The organism is Burkholderia sp. WSM2232 (assembly GCF_000472545.1).
Classification (GTDB): domain Bacteria; phylum Pseudomonadota; class Gammaproteobacteria; order Burkholderiales; family Burkholderiaceae; genus Paraburkholderia.
Map to the genome: position 1 here is coordinate 1 of NZ_AWZV01000008.1, position 12,280 is coordinate 12,280.

13 protein-coding genes and 2 tRNA genes are annotated in these 12,280 nt (G+C 63.9%); 7 read left to right on the top strand and 8 right to left on the bottom strand.

Annotated elements, in window-relative coordinates; all coding sequences use genetic code 11:
* From F757_RS0107695 to F757_RS0107705, 3 genes are all read right to left on the bottom strand, one after another.
* The coding region (locus F757_RS0107695) for a transposase (RefSeq protein ID WP_156923559.1) at positions 1-279 on the bottom strand (279 nt) is incomplete at its 3' end.
* Between the two features lie 69 nt (positions 280-348).
* Positions 349-1,731: a sigma-54-dependent transcriptional regulator gene (locus F757_RS0107700; protein ID WP_027210911.1), complete on the bottom strand. Its 1,383-nt coding sequence runs from the start codon at positions 1,729-1,731 to the stop codon at positions 349-351.
* 357 nt (positions 1,732-2,088) lie between these two features.
* The gene (locus F757_RS0107705; protein WP_013340043.1) at positions 2,089-2,295 is read right to left on the bottom strand and encodes a CsbD family protein; all 207 of its coding nucleotides are present in this window, start codon (positions 2,293-2,295) and stop codon (positions 2,089-2,091) included.
* A 65-nt stretch (positions 2,296-2,360) separates the two neighbouring features.
* Here F757_RS0107705 and F757_RS35705 point away from each other — a divergent pair, with 65 nt between their 5' ends.
* Positions 2,361-2,510 (top strand): hypothetical protein, encoded by a 150-nt coding sequence (locus F757_RS35705; protein ID WP_156923561.1) that lies wholly within the window; start codon positions 2,361-2,363, stop codon positions 2,508-2,510.
* A gap of 45 nt (positions 2,511-2,555) precedes the next feature.
* Here F757_RS35705 and efp read toward each other — a convergent pair whose 3' ends face one another.
* Together efp and earP are read right to left on the bottom strand one after the other, a co-directional pair.
* Positions 2,556-3,113, bottom strand: a complete 558-nt coding sequence (efp, locus tag F757_RS0107710) for an elongation factor P (RefSeq protein WP_013589144.1) — start codon at positions 3,111-3,113, stop codon at positions 2,556-2,558.
* Positions 3,114-3,517: 404 nt separating this feature from the next.
* Positions 3,518-4,720: an elongation factor P maturation arginine rhamnosyltransferase EarP gene (gene earP, locus F757_RS0107715; RefSeq protein WP_027210912.1), complete on the bottom strand. Its 1,203-nt coding sequence runs from the start codon at positions 4,718-4,720 to the stop codon at positions 3,518-3,520.
* Positions 4,721-4,869: 149 nt separating this feature from the next.
* Here earP and uvrC point away from each other — a divergent pair, with 149 nt between their 5' ends.
* The 6 genes from uvrC (at position 4,870) to F757_RS0107745 (ending at position 9,949) form a co-directional block, all read left to right on the top strand.
* Entirely contained in the window at positions 4,870-7,071 is a 2,202-nt protein-coding gene (uvrC, locus tag F757_RS0107720) for an excinuclease ABC subunit UvrC (RefSeq protein WP_027210913.1), read from the top strand.
* A 165-nt stretch (positions 7,072-7,236) separates the two neighbouring features.
* Positions 7,237-7,830, top strand: a complete 594-nt coding sequence (gene pgsA / locus F757_RS0107725) for a CDP-diacylglycerol--glycerol-3-phosphate 3-phosphatidyltransferase (RefSeq protein WP_025600452.1) — start codon at positions 7,237-7,239, stop codon at positions 7,828-7,830.
* Positions 7,831-8,112: 282 nt separating this feature from the next.
* A tRNA-Gly gene (locus tag F757_RS0107730) sits at positions 8,113-8,188 on the top strand.
* A 97-nt stretch (positions 8,189-8,285) separates the two neighbouring features.
* Positions 8,286-8,359: transfer RNA gene (locus tag F757_RS0107735), tRNA-Cys, on the top strand.
* Between the two features lie 162 nt (positions 8,360-8,521).
* A complete protein-coding gene (locus tag F757_RS0107740) occupies positions 8,522-9,280 on the top strand; it encodes a TraB/GumN family protein (RefSeq protein WP_027210914.1) in 759 nt (252 codons plus the stop codon).
* 144 nt (positions 9,281-9,424) lie between these two features.
* Entirely contained in the window at positions 9,425-9,949 is a 525-nt protein-coding gene (locus F757_RS0107745; RefSeq protein ID WP_027210915.1) for a GNAT family N-acetyltransferase, read from the top strand.
* Positions 9,950-10,071: 122 nt separating this feature from the next.
* Here F757_RS0107745 and F757_RS0107750 read toward each other — a convergent pair whose 3' ends face one another.
* The 3 genes from F757_RS0107750 to F757_RS0107760 are packed head-to-tail and all read right to left on the bottom strand — an operon-like array spanning position 10,072 to position 12,138.
* On the bottom strand, positions 10,072-11,040 hold the full coding sequence (locus tag F757_RS0107750) for a cytochrome c oxidase assembly protein (protein ID WP_027210916.1): 969 nt from the start codon (positions 11,038-11,040) through the stop codon (positions 10,072-10,074).
* Between the two features lie 18 nt (positions 11,041-11,058).
* Positions 11,059-11,535 carry a copper chaperone PCu(A)C gene (locus F757_RS0107755; RefSeq protein WP_027210917.1) on the bottom strand — a complete coding sequence of 159 codons (477 nt, stop codon included), beginning with the start codon at positions 11,533-11,535 and terminating at the stop codon, positions 11,059-11,061.
* Between the two features lie 18 nt (positions 11,536-11,553).
* The gene (locus F757_RS0107760; protein WP_027210918.1) at positions 11,554-12,138 is read right to left on the bottom strand and encodes an SCO family protein; all 585 of its coding nucleotides are present in this window, start codon (positions 12,136-12,138) and stop codon (positions 11,554-11,556) included.
* Positions 12,139-12,280: the final 142 nt, after the last annotated feature.

Sequence of the window (12,280 nt, forward strand, 5' to 3'; positions counted from 1 at the left end):
AGCGGCCTGCTGGCACGACAGATTCTCCCGCCACATGTGGCTCAGAACGGACATTCTGAACTGCGCATCATAGTGGCTGTACTTCTTGCGCAAACCTTCACGGCCATGTTGCTCATAAACCGCTATCCAGCGGCGTAACACCGTACAGCCTACGCCATGACGCTGCGCGATCGTCCGCACACCACCAGCTCCGGCTTGATATTCCTTAACCAACTTCAGCTTGAACTGCTCACCGTACTTCGCCATGAAAAACACCCCAAAGGTTGGATCGGTGTCCAACTTTTGGGGTGCAGTTCATAAGAGACGCCGTTTTCCATTCGATGCCCGAGCGCTGACCGTCCGTCCCCGTCAGTTCAGCCGCATACGTTGCAGCTTGTTGTAGAGCGTTTTCGGACTGATGCCGAGCAGCGACGCCGCCCTATGACGCGTGCCGCCGACCGCGTCGAGCGTCGCGCGAATGAGCATTTCCTCGACATCCGCGAGCGGCGTGCCGACCGTCACCTGCACACGGCTGCCGTTCAGGTCGCGGCCGTTCACAGAGCCTGCTTCGTCCGCACGCAGCGACTCCAACACGTCACCCGACGCGTGATAGGCGCGTCGCACGCGGTCCTGCAGTTCGCGCACATTGCCTGGCCATTCGTAGCTCAGACATTCGCGCAGGAAATTCGGCCCAATCTGTTTCGCGACTTCGGAAGCGCCGCGCGCGGCAGCGTCATGATTCAATTCGTCGACGATAGCCTGCGCCATCAGCGCCGGATCTTCGCCGCGCTCGCGCAACGGCGGTAACGTCACGGCGGCCGCTTCGAGGCGCAGCGCGAGGTCCTGGTGCAGGCTGCCGTCTGCGACCGCGGCGCGCGGCGGCTTGCGGGTCGACGCGATCAGGCGGAAATCGGTCACCACCTGGCTCGTGCCGCCCACGCGCATGAAGGTCTGCGAATCGAGCGCGCGCAGCAGCGCCTCCTGTTGCGCACGCGGCAACTCCGCGATTTCGTCGATGAACAGCGTGCCGCCGCTCGCCTGCTCGAACAGACCCGGCTCGCGCTGCTCCGCGCCGCTGAACGCGCCGCGCTCGTGGCCGAACAGCACACTGTCGAGCGAGCGCAGCGCCACCGCGCCGCCCGCGCTGCGGCAGTCGAGTGTCACGAACGGGCCTTTGCGGCGCCGGCTCATGTCGTGCATCGTGCGGGCCGCGACCTGCTTACCAGTGCCGGCTTCGCCTGAAATGAGCACGGCCGCTTCGGTTGGCGCGATGTGTTCGATCGTGTCGTAGACGTGCTGCATGGCGCCACTGCGGCCGAGCATGGAACCGAAACGGCCCAGTTGGCGCAGCGACGCGCGCAGCGTCTGCACCTCCTCCGTCAGTTCGTATGGGCGCGGAATGCGCGCAAGCAGGCTGCGCAGCCGCGGAATATTGACGGGCTTCAGCAGATAGTCCCAGATGCCGTGCCGCAACCCCTCGATAGCGCTTTCGACGGTCGCGTTGCCGGTCATGACGATGACGGGCAACGCGCCGCCTGGCGGATGCGCGGGCAGATGCTGCAACAGGTCGAGCCCGCTGCCGTCGGGAAGATTCAGGTCGACCAGCACGACGTCGGGGATGAAGCGCGTCAGAGCGGCCCGCGCTTCGGCGAGTGTCGTCGCCGTGTCGACGGAAAAGCCGTCGGCGGCAAGAATGGCGGACAGGCCCGACAGGCTATTGGGATCGTCTTCAACAATCAGGGCGTGTGGCATGGCGAGCGCAACTTTTTAGATGGATGGAATACCCGCTGCTGCGCGCGGAGATTGCGACGCACGGCGCGGGCACGATGGCTGGCCGGTACTGTCGGTCGGATGCGTCGCCACGCCCGCGGCGTCAGCCGAGGCGGCGCAATGGCGACCCTCCAGTCGGCATGTGCGCGGTATCCGGCGTGCATCACACCGGGCGAAGCGGGCGGCGAGTCGACTCACGTAGTTCTGGTCCTTTGCTGTGGCAAAGGGGCGATTCGCGACTCACCGATTCGCGTCGCGCCGCCCCGGTCAAAATCCACCGGCCTCCTCGCCGCCACAGTGCGACGGGCGAGGGCGCCGGTACTTACCTCACTTCTGCTGTCAGAAATCCCGGTTGCTGTCGAAGAAGCGGCGCACTTCGCGCTCCGCGTCCTCGCGGGTCTTGCCATAACGTTCCTGGATGAGGCCGGCGAGGCGGTCGGCGCGGCCTTCGGCCATCGTCAATTCGTCGTCCGTCAGTTCGCCCCATGCCGCTTTGGCTTTGCCAACCAGTTGCTTCCACTTGCCTTCAGCGATGTCGTTGTTCATCTCGCATCTCCGCAATCGCAAAATATAAGGTAAATGCTGACTAGCATGATTTGTGCCAATCCATTTTGACCCGCCAGATCAAGGGTTTATGTCCGGTCGAGGCGGAAAGAAGCGGCGCGGCGGCCGGCAATTTGAAGAAAATTGCCGGTAAAGTTTTCCTCAACGATACCCGGCGGCACAAAAAAGAAAAAGCGCCCGTGTGGGCGCTTTTCTGAATTTTCCCGGCGCGCGCGGCGGCGCGCGGGAGAAGGGGCCGGCGCTTAGGCGCGGCTGCGGTACTCGTGCGTACGCGTGTCGATTTCGATCTTGTCGCCGATATTGCAGAAAAGCGGCACTTGCAGTTCGAAACCGGTGTTCAGCTTGGCGTTCTTCAGCACCTTGCCCGACGACGTGTCGCCCTTGACAGCCGGTTCCGTGTAGATGATCTCGCGGACCAGCGTGGTCGGCAGTTCCACCGAGATGGCCTTGTCGTTGTAGAAAACGACTTCGCAAGCCATGCCGTCTTCGAGGTAGTTCATCGCGTCGCCCATCATTTCGGCCTCGACTTCATACTGGTTGTAGTCGGCGTCCATGAACACGTACATCGGGTCGGCGAAGTACGAGTACGTCACTTCCTTACGCTCGAGCACGACGACGTCGAACTTGTCGTCTGCCTTGTACACGCTTTCCATGCCTGCGCCGGTCAGCAGGTTCTTGAACTTCATCTTGACGACGGCGGAGTTGCGGCCCGATTTGTTGTATTCGGCCTTTTGCACGACCATGGCGTCTGCGCCGATCATCACGACGTTGCCGGTGCGGAGTTCCTGTGCGGTCTTCATAAAACTGTCCTGTGCGAAATAAGTAGCTGTAACTGGTGCTCAACGGCATACGGCGCAAGCGGCTTCGACGTTCCTGCGCGCCGCTTTGGCCGGGACGACCCGGCGCAAAACAGTGCATGAAGCGTGGGTTGGCTTGCCGGGGGATTCGCGACGGACGCTGCAGACAGACTTGCCCATGCAGCGCGCCTCACCGTTCCCCGCAGTCCGTTACCTGCTTTTTACCCGATGCGGGCGTGTACACGAGTGGCGCCGGCCGGCAGCGTGGTCCTGGGGCAGTGTTACGCCGTTTTGTGCGGGGTTTTCCGCGCCAAACGCGGGTTTTTTCGCGCCACATTAAACCGGAAACACCAGGATTGTTCGCTGCGATCGGGCCGCGCTTGCGTCGTCGGCCGTTGGATAACCGCTTATTTTAACTGAGTCTTTGTGAACAAGGCCAGATTTCCCGCGAGGTCGCCAACTTGCGCGAGTTCGGCCGCCCATTCGGCCGCGCGCTGCTTAAGCGCGGGGTAGTGACGGCACAGGTCCGCCCAGTCGGGGGTGCCCGCGCCGTTCCACGCGTGCCAGAAGCGTGCGAGTGCAGCGGCGGAATCTTCACAAAGCGTGCGGGTGTAATGCGCGAGTGCGGCGTCGAGTTTAGGCAGATGAGCGTCGTCGGCTTGCGGATAGATGTGCCAGACAAAGGGTTTCGTCGCCCACTGAGCGCGCACGAACGAATCCTCGCCCCGCACGAAATTGATGTCGCTGGCCCACAGCAGCGCGTCGTAAGCTGACTGCTTCGTGAACGCGAGGCCGCGGGCGCTCAGGGCGCCGCGCTCGGCGCGAGCGCCCGCGCCAAACGAAGGGAGTCCGAAAAAACGCGCCAGTGCGCCGGAGATGCGGCCCTCCGGCGCGAGCAGCACGACCGGCTGGGTGCTGTCGCGCCACTGTGCGAGCAGGCTGTCGACGGCGGGATTTTCGTAGGCGAAGAGCGACACGACGGTCGCCCCAACGGGCGGTGCATCGCCGACGGTTGCGTGCCACCAGGCGTCGCGTGCGGCCGGCGACGCTTCGAACGCGGCGCGCGCGGCATCTAGACCTTGTTCCTTCAGCACGCCGCCGGTGCCCGGCCCGAGACCGGGAAAGAAAAACGTTTTGACGAGCGGATAGTGCGGATGCGGCGAGGGCCGCAGGTGAAAGTCCGCGACCCAGTCTTCGGCGCTCAGATATTCGAGGTTGATCCACACGGGCGCGCGCTCGCGCTGCGCCATTGCCGTCACGTAGACGGGAGGCAGCTCGCAGGCGAATGCCTCGATCACGACGTCCGCGACCTCGAGCGTGTCGCCCGCGTGCGTGGGCGTGTGCCAATGCTCGACGACGATCCCCTCGACCATCTGCCGCGAGCGATCCAGTGCGAGCGACGGGCACAGCTTCTGGAACGCCGCCAGCTCGTCGACGAAGACGCGGACCTGCCAGCCATGCTCGCTCGCCAGTTGCTGCGCGAGGCGCCAGCAGACACCGATATCGCCGAAGTTGTCGATCACCGCGCAGAAAATATCGCAGGCAATCGCAACGGATGGTTCGGCGGGCGGGGCGACGGATGAAGCAGTGAGCGGCGCGGGGGAGGACATCGGCAGGGCTCGGGCGGACGCGGAATGTTCTAAACTGGCGATTCTAAAGCACTCGTATGAAAGCCTCCTCCGGAGTTTGCCGTGCCAGACTGCATGCCGGGCGGCCCACGGCGCGAGGCTTCCAAGACAGTCCACCCAGCCGATCCTGCATGACCGAACCCGAAGCAAGCATTGAATTCGAGCCCAAGAAAGTGCTCGCCCAATTGCCGCATCTGCCAGGCGTGTATCGCTACTACGATACGCATGGCGCCGTGCTGTACGTCGGCAAGGCGCGCGATCTGAAAAAGCGCGTGTCGAGCTATTTCACCAAGACGCAACTGTCGCCGCGCATCGCGATGATGGTCACGCGCATTGCGCGCATCGAGACGACCGTCACGCGTTCCGAGGCCGAAGCGCTGCTGCTCGAAAACAATCTGATCAAGGCGCTCGCGCCGCGCTACAACATCCTGTTTCGCGACGACAAGTCGTACCCGTACCTGAAGCTGACGGGGCACAAGTTCCCGCGCATGGCCTATTACCGTGGCGCCGTGGATCGCAAGAACCAGTACTTCGGGCCGTTTCCGAGCGCGTGGGCCGTGCGCGAAAGCATTCAGATCCTGCAGCGGGTCTTTCAGTTGCGCACCTGCGAGGACTCGGTGTTCAACAACCGCACGCGGCCGTGCCTGCTGCATCAGATCGGACGCTGCACGGCGCCGTGCGTCGGCAACATCGGCGAAGAAGACTATGCGCGCGACGTGGCGAACGCCTCGCGCTTTCTGCTTGGTCGCCAGGGCGAAGTGATGAAGGAGCTCGAGCAGAAGATGCATGCGTTCGCGAGCGAGCTGAAGTTCGAGCAGGCCGCCGCGGTGCGCAACCAGATGAGTTCGCTGTCGACCGTGCTGCATCAGCAGGCGATCGAAGTGGGTAGCGACAGCGACGTCGATATTCTCGCGGTAGTCGCGCTCGGCGGCCGCGTGTGCGTGAATCTCGCAATGGTGCGCGGCGGCCGGCATCTGGGCGACAAGGCGTATTTCCCCGCCCATGTGGAAAGCGCGCTGACCGCGGAAGAGGGTGGACTCGAAGACGGCGACGGTGGCGATCTGCTCGCCGATCTTGCGTCGGACGCGACTTCTCCGGTCGAACAGGACGCGGACAACGAGGCAACTGGCGACGCGCAATCAGTTGACGCCGATGCCGATGCCGATGCCGATGCCGATGCCCTCGCCATCGCACAGGAACTACCACCAGAAGGCGACGACACCAGCGACGCCGACGCCACTGCCGACGAAGCGCCCGAGAAAGGGCGCAAACACCGCGCCGTGGCCGGGATTGAATCCGAAGTGCTCGAGGCATTCATCGCGCAGCACTATCTCGGCAACCGTGTGCCGCCCGTGCTCGTGGTGAGCCATGCGCCGGCCACGCGTGAGCTCGTCGACGTGTTGATCGAGCAGGCCGGCCATAAGGTCACCGTGCTGCGTCAACCGCAAGGCCAGCGGCGCGCGTGGCTTGCCATGGCCGAGCAGAACGCGCGGCTTGCGCTCGCTCGTCTGCTGTCGGAACAGGGGTCGCAGCAGGCCCGCACGCGCGCGCTCACCGACACGCTCGGCATGGAATGCGACGACCTCGCACATGTGCGGATCGAATGTTTCGACATCAGTCACACGATGGGCGAGGCGACGCAGGCGTCGTGCGTCGTGTATCACCATCACAAAATGCAGTCGTCGGAATATCGCCGTTACAACATCACCGGCATCACGCCCGGCGACGACTACGCGGCGATGCGCCAGGTCCTCACGCGCCGCTACGAGAAGATGGTCGCACAAGCCGCCGCAAATGCCGCAGACGAAGCCGCCGAACTGCAAAGCGACGCCGCCGCGGATCCGTCGTTGACGCCGGAGGCGGCCGAGCCGGTGGCCGCGGGCGGCGTGTTGCCGACCATCGTGCTGATCGACGGCGGCAAGGGCCAGGTCGAAATCGCGCGGCAGGTGTTCACGGAGCTGGGACTGGACACCGGCATGCTGGTCGGGGTCGCGAAGGGCGAGGGGCGCAAGGTCGGCCTGGAAACCCTGATTTTCGCCGACGGCCGCGCGCCGCTCGAACTCGGCAAGGAAAGCGCCGCGCTGATGCTGGTCGCGCAGATCCGCGACGAGGCGCACCGCTTCGCCATCACCGGCATGCGCGCGAAGCGCGGCAAGACGCGCCAGACCTCGCGGCTGGAGGAACTCGAGGGCGTTGGCGCGAAACGGCGGCAGCGGCTGCTCGCGCGCTTTGGTGGACTGCGCGGCGTGGTCGCGGCGAGCGTCGAAGATCTCGCGAGTGTCGAAGGCATTTCGCAGGCGCTCGCCGAGCAGATCTACCGGCAATTGCACTGACTGCGAACAAACGCTCGGGACGGCGCTCGCCCGAAAGGCGGGCGGGCGCGTCGCCCAACGTGTTCACGCCAGACGCATGCATCGGACTCGCGGCGCCGCTTTGCTTGTGGCAGCCACGGTGACACGGCACAATTGCATCTCTCCTGTCAGACGTTGCGCCTGCCCATGCCGTTCAATTTCCCGATTTTCCTGACCTGGCTGCGGATCGTCCTGATCCCGCTCGTCGTCGGCGTGTTCTATTTGCCCGACATGATGATGAGCCCCGCGCACCGCAATCTCGCCGCGGCGACCATCTTCGTGCTGGCCGCGCTGACAGACTGGTTCGACGGCTATCTGGCTCGCAAGTGGAATCAGACTTCGGCGTTCGGCGCGTTTCTCGATCCAGTCGCGGACAAACTCATGGTGACCGCCGCGTTGCTCGTGCTGGTGCAGCTCGCTCGCATCGACTCGGCGATCGCGCTTGTGATCGTCGGACGCGAGATCGCCATTTCGGCGCTGCGGGAATGGATGGCGCAGATCGGAGCGTCGAAGAGCGTCGCCGTGAATTCGCTCGGCAAATTCAAGACTGCATGCCAGATGGTGGCAATTCCGATGCTGCTGTTCAACGGTCCGCTGTCGTTCGGCGGCGGCGTGGCGATCGACACGCGCACGTGGGGCCTGTGGCTTATCTATCTTGCGGCCTTCCTGACCATCTGGTCGATGCTCTATTACATGAAGCTCGCATGGCCGCAAATTCGCGAGCGCGGCGGGGCTGTGTGAACCGGTGCGCTTCCTTGCGCGGCTGCTTCCGTGGCTGCTTGATATGACACGCGCATGCTGTTGAGAGCCGGTGCACGACGGCGACTTCGTGAGTCAATTCTGTTCGGTTAAAGAGATAGGCGAAAGGGGTTGACACGTTTCGGTCGTTTCTCCATAATCTCGTTTCTCCGATGCACGCAGTTTGAAACGTCGGATGCAGTAGCGGCAAAAAGGCAGCAGTAGGGCCTTTTAAGCGGCATAAGGCAGCGTGAAGCAGTACAAAGCAACACCAAGCAGTACTACGCGGGAGTAGCTCAGTTGGTAGAGCGCAACCTTGCCAAGGTTGAGGTCGCGAGTTCGAGCCTCGTCTCCCGCTCCATACATCAGGGAAGCAACGCTTCCCTTTTTGTTTGATGGACTGACGGTTGTCCATCCAACAAACCGGCGGATCTGCAACTAGATTCCCCTCCGCTTGCGGCGCGATAGCAAAGCGGTTATGCAGCGGCCTGCAAAGCCGTTTAGGCCGGTTCGACTCCGGCTCGCGCCTCCAGTAGTTGAAGTAAAGAAAAGCCCCGATACGTCGGGGCTTTTCTTTTTGTGCATCCGCAGTCCGCAGCGCATAGCAGACAGTGTGCGACACGCATCGCCGCGCATACGGCGCGCACACGACATGGCGCACAATGGCGTCTTTGCTCTTCGCCAACGAACGCGCATGTATCTACACATCACCGGCACGAATGTCCGTCTGCTTGGCTCGATGCATCTCTTTCCGGCAGCTAGCCGCAGAACGCCGCCCTGGATCGAAGAAGCCTATGACTGGGCGCAAACGCTGGTCTTCGAGTCCGATGCGCCGACGATCCTGCCCTTCCTGAAAGCGGATGGACAGAGCGCTGCTGAACATCTGCAACCTCTCCTTTCCGTCGATGCCTGGGCCCGTCTGCAAGCCGCGTGGCCGACCGAAGGTCCGCTCGCGCCGCTTGCGGAGCTTCGTCCGTGGGCCACGCTGATTGTGGCGCCGACGCTGTTTCAGCACCTCGTCGACGGCGTTGAGCCGCGCATGTTGCGCTGGGCGATGGCGCACGGCAAGCCCTATGAATACCTGGAAACGGCGAGTGAAGTCGCCGACGCGCTCGAAGTTATTCCGCTTGCCGTCGTCGCGAACGTGCTCGCCACGCTGATGGCGGACCTCGGCGAGCCGCAGCGCACGCTTGAGCGCATGCATGCAGCGTGGCTCGAAGGCGATCTGTCGGGCGTGCAAAGCATTGCCGTCGAATCGCCAATGTTCGCGTTGCCCGAGATCCGGCGCGCGATTCTCGATACGCGCAACCGCCTCTGGGCGCAGCGCGTGAGCAAGCTGCTTGCTCGACGTGAGCGGACGCTGGTAGTGGTCGGTGCGCTGCATCTGTGCGGGCCGGACAACCTCGTCGACTGTCTTGCGCGGCCTGTGCAGCCGGTCTTCGAAAGCGAGTAGCGGCATGGCTCATCGGTCTGCAATCGACGCCAGCGCGCTCCGTATGCCGCGGACCGCGGCATAATTGCGTGGTTGACGTTGCCACTCCGGTTGCGTGGGCCATCGCATCAAAAGGCACGTCTCTTTCTCTCAAGACCTCCTCTCATGACTGAACCGCAACAAACCGCCGCAGCCACGCTCGCGGCACTCGACTGGCGTTGGAAAGCGTTCGACGATCTGACGAGCGCCGAGGTCTACGCGATGCTAGCCGCGCGTAGCGCCGTCTTTGTGATCGAGCAGAACTGCCTGTATGGCGATATCGATGGTCTGGATGTGGACGCGTGGCATCTGCTCGCCTTCGGCCCATCGGCGGGGGCAAGTCCGCAAGCCGCTACGGGCGCGCAGCGGGCGCCGCTCGCCGGCTACCTGCGAGTGCTGCTGCCCGACGCCGACGACGCCGACGTGCGCATCGGGCGCGTGCTGACTACGGCGGCGTTTCGCGGCATCGGCCTCGGCCATGCGATGCTGGAGCGCGCCATCGCGCAGATTTGCGAGCAATGGCCAGGTACGCCGATTCGCCTGCATGCCCAGGCGCACCTGCAACGTTTCTATGGCGCGTTCGGTTTCGAGCCGGTGTCCGAAATTCATGAGGAAGACGGCATTCCACACGTGTGGATGCGTTCTGCCTGAGGGCGATCAGCCAGACCTTTGCGCCCATGCGGGCGGCGGCGCGAGCGATGCGCCACTCGAGCGTTATTCAAGCGCCACCCGCGCAGCACTTACCCACGCTCCACCCACGCACCACCCAACCACTACGCGCGACCAGCGCGGCTCGCCGCAGCGGCCTTCGCGGCGAGCGCATTGGTTGCGTTTGTTGCACTAGCCGAGTTCGTCGCGTTGCCTGCGTTCGATGCATTCGTTGCATCGGCAGCCCTGGCAGCATTGCCCGCCACCGCGTGCCGTTCGCCGCGCAAGCGTCCGCGTGCGGACAGCCGCATCCAGTGACGCAGCGCGACGAGCGCGCCGACGACGCTCATCATCGAACCGGGAATCCACAGGAGCAGCCCGCCTATCTGTTGATCGCGCATCGGGCTCAGCCATGTGAACGCGCGGCCGCAGATCGAATAGATCGGATACAGTTCGCGCGGCGTAAAGAAGATCAACGCGCCGAGCACGATCTGCGGCGGAATGGCGGCGATCACCACCAGCACGCGCTTGCCGGGCGACAGACGGGCGGGCGGCGCAGGGCGCGGGTCGAGCACGAGCCACCAGAACAACAGGCCGTCGATCACCATGCTCCAGTTCATGACGCGATACAGCCGCCAGTCCAGCATCGCGACAAAATGGATCGGCGAGAGCAACCAGAAGTAGATCAATCCGACGAACAGGACCACCGCGACCACCGGATGCATGACCACGTCGAGCAGCTTGCGCACGGCGGGCGTGGCGAACGCGGGCCGCACGAAGCGCTGCCGCCAGCCAAACGGAATGCCTGCGCGCAAGGCCGCGCCCGGATACGACAGCGCGATGAAAAACGGCCCAAGATGATGCAGCACGAGATGCTGTGCGCGATGCATGAAGAACTCATGCTCGAAGAAATAATCGAGCCGCGTGTGCAGCGCGACGTAAAGCGCCACCAACCCGAACCAGAAGGAGATGCGCCGCGCCGTCGACACCTTCGCCTTGCGTGCGCCGCGCAAGAACAGCACTGCGGGCACCAGCAGGGCGATGACGACCGTCGGCGAAAACTCCCACGGATCGAGCCAGTAGAACAGGTTCATCACTGTGGCTTGCCCTGCTTACTTGGTCTGCGCCGGCGACTTGACGGCGAAGGGCGTGTCGAGCGTCGCGCCGTCGGAGAATTTGAGTTTCAGGTGCACGGTGTCGCCCGGTGTGATCTTGTGCTTCGCGTCTTCGAGCATCAGGTGATAGCCGCCCGGCGCGATGGCAACCTGGCCGTGCGCGGGAACCGTCAGTTTGTCGACCATCACCATTTTCTGCGACGAGCCGTTCGACACCGTTTGATGCAGCATCGCATCGCCGTAGTCGCTGCTCGAGACATCCACGAGATCGACCGGTTTGTCGCCGGCATTCACGAGCGTCACGTAGCCGGCCGCGGGCAGGTTGTTCGGCAGCCAGCGCACCCATGCGTCTTTGGCAGTAATCGCCTGCGGGGCGGCGGCCTGAGCGTGACTCACGAACGCGAGCGAAAGGGAGAGGGAAAGGGCAACGGCGGCGGCGCCGGAGGCGGACAGGGTTCGAACTTTGGTCGTCATCAGGTTCATGATTGAAAGTCAGGAGCGTTGATCGACGATGCGGCGCAGGTCTTGTGCGATCGCATCGGGCGTGTCGTTGTCGGTGGCGAGCAGTCGCGCGCGCCCTTGAGCGTCGAACACATACACGGCGGAACTATGTGTGACTTCGTAATTGCCGTTCGGGTCGCGCTTTTCCATCTGATAGGCGACCCGGTAGCGCTTGGCGAGCGACTCGATCTGCCAGTCCGTGCCGGTGAGTCCCTCAGCGTGCGTCGCGTCGAATGCGCCGACGTAGTCGTGCAGCGCCTGCGGCGTGTCGCGCGCCGGGTCGACGGTGATGAAGAGAATGCGCACCTTTTGCGCGTCGGGGCCCAGCTTGCCGAGCACCTGCATCAGCCGCCCCATGGTTTCCGGGCAGACGTCCGGGCAATGGGTGTAGCCGAAGTAGACAAGCGACGTGCGCCCTCTGAAGGAGGCGCCGGTAACGGGCCGGCCGTCGTCGCCCGTGAGCGAGAAATCGAGGTCGGGTAAATGGCCGCTTACGTTCGTCAAATGCCACGGTTCCGCCCGTTGGCTGCAGCCGGCGAGTGCGATCATCGCGAGCAGGGCGGCGGCGCCGAGCATGGGCGCGAAGCGGCGCGTGCGGCGGGCGCGCGGCGCATGGGCCAGGTCGGGTTGAAGCCGTCGCGGTGAGATGAGCGGGAACAAAGCGGGTATGAATGACTCGATTAAGAAGCGGCGCGCCGCCGCCCGCCTGCGCTGGTCC